Raw genomic sequence first — 17,042 nt, forward strand, 5'->3', positions numbered from 1 at the left:
CTCTTTTTTTCCTACCCTTAACATGCGTGCACGGGCGTAGAGTTTCCTCGACGCCCGTGCTGGTTTCCAGCAACAGTAAGGCCTACTGTTGCAGTGCCCGCTTAAGGGCTATTATTTTTTGTCTTTTACTTCTTCGAATTCGGCGTCTACAACGTCGTCTTCTTTCTTAGCACTGGTATCACCAGCATCACCGCCTGCGGCCGCTTGCTGCTGCTGAGCCATTTCCAGTAATTTACCAGAAACTTGCACCAGAGCCTGAGTTTTGGCTTCGATCTCAGCTTTATCTTCGCTTTTCAAAGCCGCTTCCAGCGCTTTCACTGCATCTTCGATGACAGTTTTGTCTTCTGCTGGCAGTTTGTCGCCAGCTTCTTCCAACTGTTTACGAGTACCGTGAATCAGGTGGTCAGCTTGGTTACGAGTCTGTACTAACTCTTCAAACTTACGGTCTGCTTCAGCGTTAGCTTCAGCATCGCGAACCATTTTCTGGATTTCTTCCTCGTTCAAACCAGAAGATGCCTTGATGGTAATCTTCTGCTCACGACCGGTATTTTTGTCTTTAGCAGACACATGCAAAATACCATCGGCGTCGATATCGAAGGTCACTTCGATTTGCGCCATGCCGCGAGGTGCCGCCTGGATACCATCCAGATTGAACTGACCCAGAGACTTGTTATCCTGAGCACGTTTACGCTCACCCTGAAGCACATGAATGGTTACCGCAGATTGATTGTCTTCCGCAGTAGAGAACACTTGGCTGTGCTTAGTTGGGATAGTGGTGTTTTTGGTGATAAGCGGAGTCATCACACCACCCATGGTTTCAATACCCAGTGACAGTGGAGTCACGTCCAACAACAGAACGTCTTTCACTTCACCAGACAGAACACCACCCTGCACTGCCGCACCAATCGCTACAGCTTCATCTGGGTTAACGTCTTTACGTGGTTCTTTACCGAAGAAATCAGCAACTTTTTTCTGAACCATTGGCATACGAGTCTGACCACCGACCAAGATAACGTCCTGGATATCGGAAACAGACAAGCCAGCATCCTGCAGAGCCACTTTCAGTGGTTCAATAGAACGGTTTACCAAATCTTCGACCAGTGACTCCAATTTAGCGCGAGTCACTTTGATGTTCATATGTTTTGGACCGCTACCATCAGCCGTGATGTACGGCAGGTTAACGTCGGTCTGTTGAGCTGAAGACAGCTCGATTTTTGCTTTTTCAGCTGCTTCTTTCAGGCGCTGCATGGCCAGTGGATCGGTACGCAGATCCATACCCTGGTCTTTCTTGAATTCATCAACCAGATAATTGATCAGGCGGCTATCGAAGTCTTCACCACCCAGGTGGGTATCACCGTTGGTTGCCAGAACTTCAAAGGTTTTTTCGCCGTCGACTTCATCGATTTCGATAATTGAGATATCGAAAGTACCACCACCGAGGTCATAAACCGCGATAGTACGGTTACCGACTTCTTTGTCCAGACCATAAGCCAATGCTGCGGCTGTTGGTTCGTTGATGATACGTTTTACTTCCAGACCTGCGATACGGCCAGCATCTTTAGTTGCCTGACGCTGAGCATCGTTAAAGTATGCAGGTACAGTGATAACCGCTTCAGTAACGGGTTCACCCAGAAAATCTTCAGCCGTTTTCTTCATTTTCTTCAGCACTTCAGCAGAAATCTGCGGTGGTGCAACTTTCTGGCCTTTTACTTCAACCCACGCGTCACCATTATCTGCTGCGATAATTTTGTACGGCATGATGTCTTTATCACGCTGTGCTTCTTCGTCCTGGAAACGGCGGCCAATCAAACGTTTGATCGCAAACAGTGTATTTTGCGGGTTAGTAATAGCCTGACGTTTAGCCGGTTGACCAACCAGAATCTCACCATCTTGGGTATAAGCAATGATAGAAGGCGTGGTGCGGTCGCCTTCGCTGTTTTCCAGCACACGTGCTTTAGTACCATCCATAATTGCTACACAAGAGTTGGTAGTACCCAAGTCGATACCAATAATTTTACCCATCTAAAACGCCTCCACTAAAAAGTCATATTCGGTCAAGTTACTAATCTATATGTGGGCGAATTGTTTATTTTCAACTGCCCGTATTTTCATAATCAATGCTTTCATACCCAGCATTCTGCTGATGTATGTCTCCACTGAATAGTAATTAGTCCCTGCGGTTGGAAATAAGATGGGGCCACGAAACGCAGCATCAAGGGGGGAGATGAAAAAAAATTACTTTTTATTACCCTCCAGATCATTGTTTCCAACCGCGCGGATCATTATGATGCCGCGCGCACTGAGGGATATCGACGACTTTTTGGTCATTCAGGCGATTTATACTTATTCGGATAATTATCCATTTTTTTTAGCATTCTGTTACTTGCAGAGGACTTATGAACACCACCAAGTTGGCGAATCCTGGCCCATTAGGCCTGATGGGTTTTGGGATGACTACCGTCTTGCTTAACCTGCACAACGCAGGCTTCTTCCCCCTAACCTCTGTTATTTTGAGTATGGGGATTTTTTATGGCGGTTTGGCACAAATTCTGGCAGGCATGCTGGAGTATAAGAAAGGCAATACTTTTGCTGCAACCGCATTTACCTCATATGGTGCATTTTGGCTGAGCCTGGTCGGTTTGCTGATGCTACCCAAAATGGGTCTGGCAGAAGCCACTGACGCACAGTTCCTCGGCGTTTATTTAGGCTTATGGGGTATCTTCACACTGTTTATGTTCTTCGGTACCTTACCCGCTAACCGCGCTTTACAGTTTGTTTTCGGTAGCCTGACGCTCCTGTTTGCTCTGTTGGCGGTCGGTAACTTCACCGGTAACCATTCGCTACTGGTTTTCGCCGGCTTCGAAGGCATTATCTGCGGCGCCAGCGCCATTTACCTGGCAATGGCGGAAGTCTTAAACGAACAATATGGCCGTACGGTACTACCAATTGGTGAACCAAACCAGACTACTGTACACGTACAATCTGTAGCTTAATTACAGTTCACTAAGAAAACTTATATTTAATGACACCCTGAACATTCATATTCAGGGTGTTTTTTTATGCCTATTTACCACGTCTAAAAAAATAAATTATCTTATTAAAAATAACGCGACAAAATAATAAAATAGAACAATAAAAATAAATAATGTGAAGAAAAAACACATCATATAACATCGAAACCCTATCGATAATGTAGCATATTAAAATTAAGGGTTGGCCTATGATAATAGTTATGAAACTATTAACAGTCATTGTATTAATAATATCTCAATCTGCCTATTCACATAACGCTAAAGTTTGTTTTTACGAACTAGCTGATTTTGGCGGAGAATCATTTTGCTCTGCGGAAAGTGAATCAGACTCAGTTTACAATGATGATTTTAATAATGAAATAGAGTCAATCTCTATCCCTCCGGGTATGGTTGTGACTCTTTATGATAGCGTGGATTTTTCTGGAAAAAAAACGATATTAAAGAATGATATTAATCTGCAGGAATTAAAATCATCTGGGCTATATAACACAATAAAATCATACAAAATAGCACCGGCCATTTGTTTTTATACCCAAGAAAAGTTTGAAGGAGACAGTATTTGTTTAGCATCAAACCAACAAATAGATTTATATCACGATATTGAATTCTTCATTGAGTCTGGCCGAGAAGTATTACCTATTCATAATGACAGTATTAGATCAATAACAGTCCCTCGTGGAATGATTGCGACAGTATATGAGAATGATAATTTCCATCCTCCTTTTTTTGCACTAACTGAGAACATGACTAATGATAGTTTAAAAGCATTAGGAATGAATAATGCGATTACTAGCATTAAAGTATCACAAGACAAAGGACTTATCTGCAATCAACAATGTATTATTATTGACAACTATAAAATTAATCTTATTGATGCTTTTGGTGAGTACTGGGATGATATTCGTTTAAAAAACAAACAAGTACTCCTTGTTTTTAACACGACCGATTTTGGAGAGAACGATAAATATACTCTTGAGTTATTTAACGGGCCAAGCATTACTTTAAATCGGAGCCGAGTTATATTTTCTGACCATAAAATGACCGATAAATTTATTTTTGATCGTTATAAACAAAGCGACAATCTATCCTTTATTATACAAATACAAAAAGACACGGTACAAACTCAATTCATTCAAACATTGAAATATAACGTAGTGGAAATATCCCCCATTATCTCTTTTAGTTGGAGTAGCGAGATCAGTAAATCCCCAGAAATAACACTAACCAACTTCAATAAAGACAAGCCATTAATCCTCGAAAAATCAATACTTACTGCAGATGCCGGTGATAAATATTGGGAAAAAAGAGACTTAACACAAATAAGTAAAACCATCTGTATTTTCACTCCTTTTCTAAATATTTATAATTATCTTACACAAGACAAGTGCCAACAGTTTGACAGCATTGTATTCAGCGCCGATAAATTCTTCCACAGTAATACAAAAGGAAAAACATTACATATTGCCGGAAATAGTATGCCACTCAAAAACACAACTGTCATAGGAGAGAAAACAGCTGATAACATGAGTAATAATATGACCCTAACCCATATCGACAATACTCTTCATAACCAATCGCTTAGCCTACCAGCCACGGCAAAAGCTTGCAACGCCTCTATCTATTCCATTCTGAATTCACGCCAACCACGGCAAGTAAGACCTGCTTGTATAGACTGGACGTTAGATATCATGACTGACTTCACATTATTATTTGGCAATAGTTTAGAGACCTGGAATTCTGTTTTTTTCGGCAGAGTGATTGATTCAATCATTAGAACAGGAAGCACAGGAACTGCAACACAAAACCCGGAATTAGAAAGCCGATTAATTAAAAACATCAGAGACACAATAATAGAAAAAAGCCCTAATAACTCAATCCAACAAGCTAAAAGTGCATTTGACTATGCACAATTGAACTATATTAATTATAGTATTTACTATTCATCCAGTGAAGAACCATCCGCAGTAGAATTACTACCACTTGGTATTTATGAATTATTACTCGATACCTTTATCTATACCCCAACGCCCCCCGTGATTATAGAACAAGGCACTACAGTAGAACACCCCGAATTAGAATTTGAAGTAGAAATACTCCCCACACTCTCCCCCGAGGAGGAGGAAAGACTTTCGGATATCGAAATTGCCAATACACGGACTATGCGAAAAAAACTCAGTGATACCATTGCTCAATGGGGTCAAGAGTATCAAGGCCCTCATATTAGCGAAGCTAGCGCGGCCAGTGCGAGCGATACAAATACTTCGCTCAGTAAACTTCTACATGCTGGAAATGTGGTTACCGGTATTATTCACCGTAGATTACTCATTCATCGTCCAGGGGAAATATATGTGGTCGTCAAATTACGAGGACAAATTGTCACGATAATTGTCGCAGACAGGTTCAATAGTAGAAATGAGGTTGAACTGGTGGCATCAGCGACATTTCCTAATTTTGTATTATCACCCGATAGAGACGGAACTGTGAGAGGAGCAGGAACCGCAGCGGTCAGAGAATTAGCGCGATATTTACAGCAGCAAGGCGCCAGAACATTATATTCGGAAGTTATTTCACAGCCCTCAGCTCGCGTCAAACAGAAGGTCGGATTCACGTTCATCGGGGCCACTTTCAACGATGAATTATAAAGATATAAATATCAAAATAGCCCATAATTTTTGACAAATTTATGGGCTATTTTTATTAACAGTATATTTATGTTTACTGTTGTGCGGCCTTACTCAGCCTAGGCTTTCTGTGAAATCTGAGTTTTCACATCACTATTAATATCATTGCGTAGATAGATCCCTAATAGGAATCCCACCAGCGATAACAGCAACATGTAATAGGCAGGAGCCATAGGCGTCATCTTCATCAATAAGGTCACCACAATAGGTGTCAATCCACCAAAAATGGCATACGCTACATTGTAGGAGAAAGAAATTCCGGTAAAACGAATCTCAGCCGGGAATGCGCGAACCATGACATAAGGCACAGCGCCGACGATACCAACACAGAATCCAGCCAACATATAATGCGGAAATAACTGATTAGGATCGGTCAGATTAGTGTGATAAAACGTCCATGTCGACACCGCCAACATCAAGCTGCCAACAATAAAAGTTTTACTCGCGCCGAAGCGGTCAATAGCAAGACCCGCAATCACACAACCCAAGACTAACGCGACAATAGCCAGACTATTCGCCTGCAATGCCAATGCGGGCAGTACGCCGAATTGCTTCTGTAAATAAGTCGGGGTCATCAAGATGACTACTACAATGCCAGCCGACAGCAACCAAGTCAGCAGCATCGAAACCACTATTTCTTTCTTATGATTGACCACCACAGATTTCAGCGGCAGCTCTTCAGCCAAAGTTTTGCGGGCCTGCATCTCTTTAAAGATCGGGGTTTCCTGCAACCAGCGGCGTAAATACATGGCAAACAAGCCGAAAATCCCACCCAGGAAGAACGGCACACGCCAGCCACCATCTAAAATAGCCTGAGGACTTAAGGTGGTGTTCATCGCCGTGGCTACCAGTGATCCCAGCAAGATACCCGCCGTCAAACCCGCCGTTAAGGTACCGCAAGCAATACCAATACGCCGACGCGGTACGTGTTCCGCCACAAAAACCCATGCACCGGGCACTTCACCGCCAATTGCCGCACCTTGCAATACGCGCATTAATAACAACAGCAGCGGAGCGGCAATGCCGATAGAAGCATACGTCGGCAGCATACCAATCGCGAGTGTTGGCAATGCCATTAACAAAATACTGAGAGTAAACATCTTCTTACGACCAACCAAGTCACCAAAATGCGCCATAATGATGCCGCCCAGCGGACGAGCCAGGTAACCCGCCGCAAAAATACCGAATGTCTGCACCTGACGCAGCCACTCAGGCATATCTACTGGGAAGAAAAGATCGCCGATAACCGCAGCAAAGAAGACGAAAATAATGAAATCGTAAAACTCAAGTGCCCCACCTAATGCAGCCAAGGTGAGGGTTTTATAATCTTGCTTATTCAGCCGACGATTATGATTATCTTGTTGGGCAACATGAGGTTGCGATAAGTCGACTTGAGATAAATTGTGTTCTTGGGACATATGACACCGTAATAAACCAGAGTAGGGGAAGAAAAATATTTTCAGCTTTTTGTAAAGTAAACATGACTATACCGTACAAAATTCCCCACACTCACAGAATGGTATCTTATTTTGTAAAAAGTTTTAATTTAGATTTTTATATCGATAATGGCATTCTTTGGACGAAAAGCCGCTACCACTTCAGCATTGGTCTCTATATAAGGCCCATCTAGTAGTTGAATGCAATAAGGCACACTGGCAAAAATACCCGCAACTACCACCTTCGACTGGGCATCTCTCACCCCTTCTAGGGTCTCTTTGATGGATTTAGGCTGCCCCGGTAAGTTGATAATCAATGCCTGCTTACGGATAACCCCAACCTGTCGGGATAATATCGCGGTAGGGACAAAATGGAGGCTGATTTGGCGCATTTGTTCACCAAAACCTGGCATTTGCCGATCGGCGATAGCTAAGGTGGCATCAGGAGTAACATCACGTCTTGCCGGGCCGGTACCGCCGGTGGTCAATACCAAATGACACCCCATTTCATCGACTAACTCACACAGGGTTTGTTCAATCAGAGTTTGTTCATCGGGAATAAGGCGGGTTTCGATGTCAAAAGGAGTGGTTAAGGCACTTGCCAACCACTCTTCTAGTGCTGGAATCCCTTTATCCTGATATACCCCACTTGATGCGCGATCAGAGACGGAAACTAAACCTATACGCAATGTATTCATATAACTACCTCGACGAAAACCCTTTATCTGTGGCGAATAATAGCATACCCCATATTACTGGGACTGCTGTTAGCCTCAGGTTATATACCCGTCATCCTTCAAATTGTATGTGTGTTGACTGCCCCTTATTCACCCGAATCATGGGGTTCACTCGGTTGCTGCCTTCCTGCAACTCAAATTATTTAAGGTATAGGCAATAAAAAAGGCGGCTTACGCCACCTTTTCGTCAAATAACTACGGAGAATCAATCACCGCCAGTCAAATTACAGCAGGTCTGAGATCATTTTCTCAAGTTTGCCCTGATCAATAGCAAATTTGCGAATGCCATCAGCCAGTTTATCAATCGCCATTGGATCCTGATTGTGCTGCCAGTAGAACTCAGCTTCAGTCAGTGGCGTAGGTTTAGCCTGAACTTCACCGGTATAAGATAATTTACGCTCTATCGGACCTTCGCTTTCTGCTAACTCTTTCAGCAGCGATGGCGCGATAGTCAGACGGTCACAACCAGCCAGTTCAATGATCTCACCCAGATTACGGAAGCTTGCGCCCATAACCACAGTCTTATAACCGTGTTGTTTGTAATACTGATAAATCTCGGTCACGGAAACCACACCTGGATCTTCGTGTGGCGCGAACTCTTTTTTGTCGCCATTGGCTTTGTACCAGTCAAGAATACGGCCAACAAACGGTGAAATCAGGAACACACCCGCTTCAGCACAAGCACGCGCCTGAGCGAAGGAGAACAGCAGAGTCAGGTTACAGTTAATGCCTTCTTTTTCCAGCTGTTCTGCAGCACGGATACCCTGCCAGGTAGAGGCTAGTTTGATCAGAATGCGGTCATTGCTGATACCGGCTTCGTTATACAGTTTGATCAGGCGCTTAGCTTTTGCCACGCTGGCAGTCGTGTCGTAAGACAGGCGGGCATCTACTTCAGTAGAAATACGGCCTGGGATCAGTTTTAGGATTTCCAAACCAATATTGACGGCCAGTTTGTCAGTAGCATCAACGATTTGCTGAGCGTGATCGCTGCTTTGTTCGCGCGCCCAAGCAATGGCGTCGTCAATCAGCTTGCGGTATTCAGGAATTTGGGCAGCATTCAGAATCAATGATGGGTTGGTAGTTGCATCTTGCGGCTGATACAGCTTCATTGCCGCGATATCCCCAGTATCTGCTACTACAGTGGTGATTTGACGTAGGGAAGTAAGTTTATCGGTCATGTTGTCGTTTCTCATCGTTTGTGCATGAACTTTTGGCATGTCGCAACTTTATGCTTGTCGAAAGAGTATATTGCCAAAATGGCGCTTTATCTCATTCGGAATGTTAGCCGTTTCGCAATATTAGCGATTTCGACACCTGCCTTGTCTTGATAATAACATGCGTAAGCCTTGGTGCAAGGCAGTTAAACTGATTAAAAAAACCGCAAAAGCGCAGTATTCGGTTCGCAACCGTTTTCGCCTTTTAAAACAGCGAGAAACCGGTAGGTTAATAGCAACTTTATCCATTCCTATCGTACTGAGACGATTTAGCTAAACTATAGCATCTCTGGCAAAGCAGCCCATCTATCTCAGCAATCGTCCAATCTTCTTTTCGCTGGCTGGCGCTTTTTGCTACAGTGCCCTATTTGGCTCATTAGGATGTCATTATGCTTATTGTCATTTCCCCGGCTAAAACCCTTGATTATCAAAGTCCGTTAGCGACCAAGAAGTTTACTCAGCCAGAAATGTTGGATAAATCACAACAGCTTATCGAGATCTGCCGTGAGCTGACACCCGCGCAAATCAGCAGTCTAATGGGAATTAGCGACAAACTGGCCGGTTTGAACGCCGCTCGTTTCAGCGAATGGCAGCCAGACTTTACGCCAGACAATGCGCGCCAGGCAATTCTGGCCTTTAAAGGCGATGTCTACACCGGTATGCAGGCGCAAGATTTCAGCGCTGCTGATTTTGATTTTGCCCAACAGCACTTGCGCATGCTTTCTGGCCTTTATGGCGTATTGCGCCCGCTCGACTTAATGCAGCCGTATCGTCTGGAGATGGGGATCAAGCTGGCTAACCCGCGCGGCAAAGATCTCTATTCATTCTGGGGCGACCAGATAACTGAGAAACTGAATCAAGCACTGGAGCAGCAAGGCGATAACGTGCTGATTAATCTCGCCTCTGATGAATACTTTAAGGCCGTGAAGCCCGCCAAGCTGGCCGGCTCACAGATTAAACCGGTCTTTTTAGATGAAAAAAACGGCAAATATAAGATTATCAGTTTCTACGCCAAGAAAGCCCGTGGCCTGATGAGCCGATTTATTATTCAGAACAAGCTCACCAAACCAGAACAACTGGTTGATTTTAATCTGGAAGGTTATGAGTTTGATGCCGGGCTATCGGCGAAAAATGAACTGGTATTTAAGCGGGCTGAACAGCACTAAAATGTAAAAAGGGCCAATATGGCCCTATCAGACGGCTGACAATGTCAAATGAAGGGGAAACGTGCTGTTGGGGTCGTAGCGACGCAGTCGCCGAAGTGCCCCTAGGCGCGGTCAACCTTTCACTCACTGAGTTATAAATAGCTAATCTCAAAGGGCCGATATGGCCCTTTAGTTTTTATCTCTCAATGAGAAAAATTACTTAGGTAATGCCATCAAGAAAGTGCGTAATTGTGCAAAATCTGCTGGTAAATCATGGGATAACAATGGCAATTGTGCCCGCACTGCTAATGGTTTTGGCAGTGGTAACTCTTGTCCCAGAATCTCTTCAACACTTTCTTTGAATTTCGCCGGATGTGCCGTTCCGATGAATAACCCAAATTCCCCGTCTTGTAACTGATCGCGCAACACACGATAAGCAATGGCCGCATGAGGCTCTGAGATATAACCCAACTCCGCCAGCTCGCGCATGGTGTCTTTGGTGACATCATCACTGACTGCGCCGTGGCCCAATTCTTTTAATTGCCAAATTTTGCGACGATAAAGCTCTTCAACTCGCGGCCAGTTATTCGGCTGACTAACATCCATGGCATTCGATAACGTCGCCACTGTCTGTTTTGGCTGCCATTGCCCGTTAACCAGGAAACGCGGTACGGTGTCGTTGGCATTAGTGGCGGCGATAAAGCGTTTTACCGGCAAACCTAAGGATTTCGCCAGCAAACCGGCGGTCAAATCGCCAAAGTTGCCACTTGGCACGGAGATAACCAGCTGGTTACGCGCTTCTTGTGGCAATTGAGCGACCGCTTCAAAGTAATAGCAAATTTGTGCCAGCAAGCGGCTGATATTAATCGAGTTAGCAGAGTTAAGGCTCAGGTCTTGTTTCAGTTCTTCGTCATCAAAGGCTTGTTTGACCAGCGCCTGACAAGCATCAAAATCACCATCAATGGCTACAGTGTGAATATTGCCACCCAGCGTACAGAACAGTTTTTCTTGCAGCGGGCTGATTTTGCCACGCGGATAAAGAATCACCACACGGACATTTTTCAGACCATAAAATGCATGGGCCACTGCCGCCCCGGTATCACCGGAGGTCGCGGTTAAAATAGTTACTGGCTGGTCACCGGCCACTTCGGCCAACATCTGCGCCATAAAACGGGCACCGAAGTCTTTAAAGGCTAATGTCGGGCCGTGAAACAGTTCGAGTACCGCGACATCATTCTCAACCTGAGCAACCGGAGCTGGGAACTCAAAAGCCGCCTGAACACGCTTGGTTAAGACTTCCGGTGCAATTTCATTGCCGATAAATGCAGACAAAATGCGGCTGCTGCGGGTGACAAAATCCAGATCCAACAATTTATCAATTTCTGTCAACTCAAACTCTGGCAACTCCAACGGGAAGAACAGCCCTTGCTGCTTGCCCAGGCCTTGCTTGATCGCTTGCGCGAAGCTGACCTGCTCGTTGTGATCTTTAAGGTTATACAGTTTCATGCGTTATCCCAGTAGTCGTGCGCCTGCGGTATCCAGACGGCAAATATGAACAAAACCTTCGTCGTTTTGCAGGTAATGATTTTGTAGCCAGTTCGCCATGCGCTGTGCGGTCTCGACATCATTGCAGACGGCAAACAGTGTTGGGCCAGAACCGGAAATACCACAGGCCAGCGCGCCAATATCCTGCGCAGCTTGCCGTGCCGCAGCAAAGCCCGGTAACAATTGAGTGCGGTAAGGCTCGGCAATCACATCTTTCATCATTTTAGCAGCCAGACTCGGCTGTTGAGTGTGGCAGGCGTGAATGAATCCAGCCAAATTGCGCCCATGTGCGATGCAATCCTGACGGCGATATTGTGCCGGTAAAATAGCGCGGGCCTCGGCAGTAGAGACTTTAATGCCCGGATAAGCCATGACCCACAGCCAGTCATCAAACCCAGGAACATCTTGGCTGATATAGCCGGGCTGTTCGAGGATCAGTTGCATCCCGCCCAAATAGCACGGTGCGACATTATCAAAATGGATGCTACCAGACACTCGCCCTTCCAGCTCGCCCATCATGCCCAACAAGGTCACTTTATCCAGCGGCTTGCCACAGAACTCGTTCATCGCCATCAAACCAGCCACGACTGAACAGGCGCTGGAACCTAGCCCTGAGCCAATCGGCATGTTTTTTTCCAGCACCATCGCCACCGGGATTTCTTTGCCTATCTCCTGACAAAAACGCTCCCAGCACTGATAAACGATATTCTCTTTTGGGTCATCAGGCAGCTTGCTGACAAAGCGGCCCTCGTTGCGCAAACTGAAGCTATCCGCCGCGGTCACGCTGACACAATCGCCCAGCAGAGTACCATCGACCGGTGAGACTGCCGCACCCAGCACATCAAACCCAACGCTGACATTGCCAATCGATGCCGGAGCATAGATCTTAACCATATTTAAACTCCCAACTTCCATGATAATGTGCGTAAAAGATCGGCGAACACCCCGGCCGCAGTCACGTCATTCCCCGCGCCATACCCGCGCAGTACCAACGGAATTGGCTGATAATAGTGGGTATAGAAAGCCAGCGCATTCTCGCCATTTTTGACTTTATACAGCGGATCGTTACCATCTACGGCATCCATCCGGACGATACAACGCCCCTCTTCAATCACTCCAACATAACGGAGCACTTTGCCCTGCTCGGCGGCATTTGCTACCAAGCGAGTAAATTCGGCATCCAGTGACGGCAAGCGAGCGAGGAAGCTGTCTACATCACCACTTGCATCAAAGCTGGCAGGCAGAACTGACTCAACTTCGATATCCGCTAACTCAAGTTTGTACCCTGCTTCACGGGCCAAAATCAACAATTTACGGGCGACATCCATCCCAGAAAGGTCATCGCGCGGGTCTGGTTCAGTGTAACCCAGCGCTTTCGCCTGCAATGTGGCCTCGGATAATGTCATTCCTTCGTCCAACTTACCGAAGATAAAGGACAGAGAGCCTGACAGAATGCCAGAAAAACGCATCAGTTCGTCACCGGCATTAAGCAAATTCTGTAAGTTTTCGATAACAGGCAAGCCTGCACCGACATTGGTGTCATACAAGAATTTACGGCATGACTTCGCCGCCGCTGCGCGCATCTGGCGGTAGTAATTCATTGATGAAGTATTGGCTTTTTTGTTTGGCGTAACAACATGGAAACCATCGGCCAGGAAATCTGCATATTGATCCGCCACCGCCTGGCTGGAGGTACAATCAACAATCACCGGATTGAGCAAGTGATACTCTTTTACTAAGCGAATCAAGCGGCTGAGATTAAATGGCTCTTTTACTTCGGCCAGTTCATGACGCCAGTTATCCAATGCGATACCGTGCACATTGGTCAACATGGCTTTGGAATTGGCAATGCCGCACACGCGCAAATCGATATGGCGCTGTTTCAGCCATGGCTGCTGGCGATAGATTTGCTCAATTAAGGCCCCGCCGACCCCACCGACCCCAATGACAAAGACTTCAATAACCTGATCAGTGTTGAACAACATTTGGTGGCAAACACGCACACCGGTAGTGGCGGAATCATTGCTGACCACCACGGAGATAGAGCGCTCAGAAGAGCCTTGCGCAATCGCGATGATATTAATATTCGCGCGAGCCAACGCCGAGAAGAAGCGGGCTGAAATACCACGCAGAGTGCGCATGCCATCACCGACTACCGAGATAACCGCCAGATGCTCCATGACATCCAATGGCTCTAACAGGCCGTCTTTCAATTCCAGATAAAATTCGTCTTCCAATGCTTTGCGGGCACGGATTAACTCACTTTGCGGTACGCAAAAACTGATGCTGTACTCAGAAGAAGATTGGGTGATAAGCACCACTGAAATACCGCTGCGTGACATCACTGCAAAGACGCGGGCAGCCATACCGACCATGCCTTTCATTCCGGGGCCAGACACGTTAATCATCGCCATGTTATTCAGGTTGGTGATGCCTTTAACCGGGAAGCCGTCATCACTACTTTCACCGCCAATCAGGGTGCCAGGAGCTTGCGGGTTAGACGTGTTTTTAATCAGGCAAGGAATTTGGAACTGAGCAATAGGGGCGATAGTGCGGGGGTGGAGAACCGAAGCGCCAAAATAGGACAACTCCATCGCCTCCTGATATGACATCGATTTTAATAATCGGGCATCAGGTACCACCCGTGGGTCGCAAGTATAAACCCCGTCAACATCCGTCCAGATTTCACAACAATCAGCGCGTAAACAAGCGGCCAACACCGCGGCTGAATAGTCGGAACCATTGCGCCCCAGCACCACCAGCTCACCTTTATCATTACCGGCAGTGAAACCGGCCATCAGGATGATATGGTCAGCAGGGATCTTGCCAGAGCCGATGCGACGGGTGGATTCAGTGATATCAACCGTAGATTCGAGATAATGGCCCTGTGCCAGCAATTTCTCGACCGGATTAATCACGCTGACCTGATAGCCCTTAGCTTGGAATAATGCTTCCATGATAGCGATAGAGAGTTTTTCGCCACGGCAGATAATGGCGGCATTGATGCTATCCGGGCATTGACCAAGCAACGAGATACCGTGCAGGACGTGTTTGAGTTGCGCAAATTCATGGCTCACCAGCGCTTTTAAGCGCTCATAGTCAAAGCCCGGCTGAGTATCGGCTAATCCGCGCAATAGCTCGGAAAAAATCCGCTCAGCATCGCTGATGTTCGGCGAGATATCTTGTCCAGCCACCATTTTGTCAATCATCGCGACCAGATGGTTGGTTATTTTAGCAGGAGCGGATAATACCGTCGCCACTTGTCCCTGACGCGCATTACTTTCGATGATATAGGCAACCCGCATAAAGCGTTCTGCATTTGCTACTGATGTCCCGCCAAATTTCAGCACTCGCATTTCTTATTCTCTCCCGCTTTCGCGCTTTTTTATCGCAAACTTTTTTGCAAAGATTTGATTGAAAAAAAAAGCCCGCACTGTCTAGGTGCGGGCTTTTTTTTGTTGTTTCCTGTACGCGTCAGCCCGCCCCGTAACCTGTGGTTTCGGTGGTGGTAATAATTGTTGTATTCAGGCTGATGTATAGCATTTCGTCTGTCTGTCTCATTAATAATGTATCTCTACCTCTATTGGTTAAAGCAATCGGTCTCTCAAGTCAAATTTTTTCAGTCGCCCAGCTCAAGAAACCTCCCTTTCTTCGGTGAGTTATTATCTTATTGGCCCAGTATTATTAGGTGATACACACAAATAAAAACGAAAAATATAGACAATAAAACCATAAAACAAAATCTAAGCAATACAATATATTTAGCCGTTTTTTTTTACTTAACGAAGATGAAATACGGTGACAGGTAATTGATATAATTTTTGAAACGAACAACAACACTCCCACTTACAGAACCGCCTTTCGTCCAAACGCTTAAAAAAGCAACAAAAGGGAAAATTCGCCGCGCCACTTTACATTTAACTAACATTGATGATAATTCTTCTAATGTTTTTAGCTGAAATAGACCATTGATAAGAAAAGTAGGTTCATTGGCACCATGATGAAAGAATATTGATTTTTAACAATAAAAATCAACAAATTAGAAAATTCATTTTTTTGTTACGTCTGACCTTCGCTTTTTAATATTAATAACACTGAATCGACCACATAATTTAACCCACTTTGGCTTAAGCTGGTATTCTTGTAAGTCTTTTTCACAAAAGTGTTAACGTGCTACAATTGAATTTGATATATGTCAACAAAGCGTAGTTTTGTTGGGTGGTACATTCGGCTCACACTGTTATATTGCTGTTAATAGGGTTAGGATATGCGCCGCTTTTGTCACCTTTGGGGCTGTAGGGAGTAACACCCCGACCAAGCTAGTGATGTTGTTGACGTTGATGGAAAGTGCATCAAGAACGCGTTTACGTACTTTAGTCATGTGATGAACGGGATGACGAGTAACTAGTCAATAAAAATCCTAATATAACAAAGACTTTTGTACTTCCTATTTCTATTTTGTTGGCAATTTTAGGTAGCAAACATGCAGACCCCGCACATTCTGATCGTAGAAGACGAGATAGTTACTCGTAACACCCTGAAGAGCATTTTCGAGGCGGAAGGCTATGTTGTTCATGAGGCTAATGACGGCGCAGAAATGCACCATATTCTGTCTGAGAATGATATCAACTTAGTTATCATGGACATCAATCTGCCGGGCAAAAATGGCCTGTTGCTAGCACGGGAACTTCGTGAACAAGCAAGTGTTGCCCTAATGTTCCTGACAGGTCGTGATAACGAAGTAGATAAAATCCTAGGCTTGGAGATTGGTGCTGATGATTACATCACCAAACCTTTCAATCCGCGCGAATTAACCATTCGGGCACGCAACTTGCTGTCACGTACCATGAATCTGGGTAATGTTGGCGAAGAACGCCGCTTGGTTGAGAGCTATAAATTTAATGGTTGGGAACTGGATATCAATAGCCGTTCATTGATAAGCCCTACTGGCGAGCAGTATAAACTGCCACGTAGTGAGTTCCGCGCCATGCTGCACTTCTGCGAGAATCCGGGCAAGATCCAATCCCGCGGTGAATTACTGAAGAAAATGACCGGTCGCGAGTTGAAACCGCATGACCGTACTGTTGACGTGACTATCCGTCGTATTCGTAAGCATTTTGAATCGACGCCGGACACCCCAGAGATCATCGCGACTATCCACGGCGAAGGTTATCGTTTCTGTGGTGATCTGGAAGAGTAAACCTCTGACATGTCTGCAATAAAAAGCCAGCATTCACATGCTGGCTTTTTTA

The 17,042-nt window shown here is 45.4% G+C and carries 13 protein-coding genes and 1 other annotated feature; of the genes, 4 read left to right on the top strand and 9 right to left on the bottom strand.

What is annotated here, in order from left to right:
* Window positions 1-111 precede the first annotated feature (111 nt).
* Window positions 112-2,022, bottom strand: a complete 1,911-nt coding sequence (gene dnaK, locus DX162_RS02845) for a molecular chaperone DnaK (RefSeq protein ID WP_004392413.1) — start codon at window positions 2,020-2,022, stop codon at window positions 112-114.
* A gap of 374 nt (window positions 2,023-2,396) precedes the next feature.
* On the opposite strand from dnaK, the gene satP reads away from it, so the two are divergent.
* Together satP and DX162_RS02855 are read left to right on the top strand one after the other, a co-directional pair.
* Entirely contained in the window at window positions 2,397-2,993 is a 597-nt protein-coding gene (satP, locus tag DX162_RS02850) for an acetate uptake transporter (protein ID WP_004392412.1), read from the top strand.
* Window positions 2,994-3,220: 227 nt separating this feature from the next.
* Window positions 3,221-5,674 carry a GNAT family N-acetyltransferase gene (locus DX162_RS02855; RefSeq protein ID WP_098080992.1) on the top strand — a complete coding sequence of 818 codons (2,454 nt, stop codon included), beginning with the start codon at window positions 3,221-3,223 and terminating at the stop codon, window positions 5,672-5,674.
* Between the two features lie 98 nt (window positions 5,675-5,772).
* Here DX162_RS02855 and DX162_RS02860 read toward each other — a convergent pair whose 3' ends face one another.
* The 3 genes from DX162_RS02860 to tal all read right to left on the bottom strand — a co-directional run bounded on the left by DX162_RS02860 (window position 5,773) and on the right by tal (window position 9,064).
* A complete protein-coding gene (locus tag DX162_RS02860) occupies window positions 5,773-7,131 on the bottom strand; it encodes an MFS transporter (RefSeq protein WP_004392409.1) in 1,359 nt (452 codons plus the stop codon).
* Between the two features lie 128 nt (window positions 7,132-7,259).
* Complete coding sequence (gene mog / locus DX162_RS02865; protein ID WP_004392408.1) at window positions 7,260-7,847, bottom strand: molybdopterin adenylyltransferase; 588 nt, start codon at window positions 7,845-7,847, stop codon at window positions 7,260-7,262.
* 263 nt (window positions 7,848-8,110) lie between these two features.
* The gene (gene tal, locus DX162_RS02870) at window positions 8,111-9,064 is read right to left on the bottom strand and encodes a transaldolase (protein WP_004392407.1); all 954 of its coding nucleotides are present in this window, start codon (window positions 9,062-9,064) and stop codon (window positions 8,111-8,113) included.
* A gap of 425 nt (window positions 9,065-9,489) precedes the next feature.
* On the opposite strand from tal, the gene yaaA reads away from it, so the two are divergent.
* Window positions 9,490-10,266, top strand: coding sequence for a peroxide stress protein YaaA (gene yaaA, locus DX162_RS02880; RefSeq protein ID WP_004392406.1), 777 nt, complete (start codon window positions 9,490-9,492; stop codon window positions 10,264-10,266).
* A 195-nt stretch (window positions 10,267-10,461) separates the two neighbouring features.
* On the opposite strand, the gene thrC is transcribed toward yaaA, so the two are convergent.
* The 5 genes from thrC to yjjY form a co-directional block, all read right to left on the bottom strand.
* Complete coding sequence (thrC, locus tag DX162_RS02885; RefSeq protein ID WP_004392405.1) at window positions 10,462-11,751, bottom strand: threonine synthase; 1,290 nt, start codon at window positions 11,749-11,751, stop codon at window positions 10,462-10,464.
* A 3-nt stretch (window positions 11,752-11,754) separates the two neighbouring features.
* The gene (gene thrB / locus DX162_RS02890) at window positions 11,755-12,684 is read right to left on the bottom strand and encodes a homoserine kinase (protein ID WP_004392404.1); all 930 of its coding nucleotides are present in this window, start codon (window positions 12,682-12,684) and stop codon (window positions 11,755-11,757) included.
* Window positions 12,685-12,686: 2 nt separating this feature from the next.
* Window positions 12,687-15,146: a bifunctional aspartate kinase/homoserine dehydrogenase I gene (gene thrA / locus DX162_RS02895; RefSeq protein ID WP_098080995.1), complete on the bottom strand. Its 2,460-nt coding sequence runs from the start codon at window positions 15,144-15,146 to the stop codon at window positions 12,687-12,689.
* Window positions 15,147-15,207: 61 nt separating this feature from the next.
* Window positions 15,208-15,326: a sequence feature (Thr leader region), on the bottom strand.
* On the bottom strand, window positions 15,265-15,351 hold the full coding sequence (gene thrL, locus DX162_RS02900; RefSeq protein ID WP_071777583.1) for a thr operon leader peptide: 87 nt from the start codon (window positions 15,349-15,351) through the stop codon (window positions 15,265-15,267). Its footprint overlaps the feature before it by 62 nt.
* A gap of 679 nt (window positions 15,352-16,030) precedes the next feature.
* Window positions 16,031-16,171, bottom strand: coding sequence for a YjjY family protein (yjjY, locus tag DX162_RS22510; RefSeq protein WP_004706054.1), 141 nt, complete (start codon window positions 16,169-16,171; stop codon window positions 16,031-16,033).
* Between the two features lie 102 nt (window positions 16,172-16,273).
* On the opposite strand from yjjY, the gene arcA reads away from it, so the two are divergent.
* Window positions 16,274-16,990, top strand: coding sequence for a two-component system response regulator ArcA (gene arcA / locus DX162_RS02905; RefSeq protein ID WP_004389406.1), 717 nt, complete (start codon window positions 16,274-16,276; stop codon window positions 16,988-16,990).
* Window positions 16,991-17,042: the final 52 nt, after the last annotated feature.

This window comes from Yersinia kristensenii (genome assembly GCF_900460525.1).
GTDB classification, from domain to species: Bacteria; Pseudomonadota; Gammaproteobacteria; order Enterobacterales; family Enterobacteriaceae; genus Yersinia; species Yersinia kristensenii.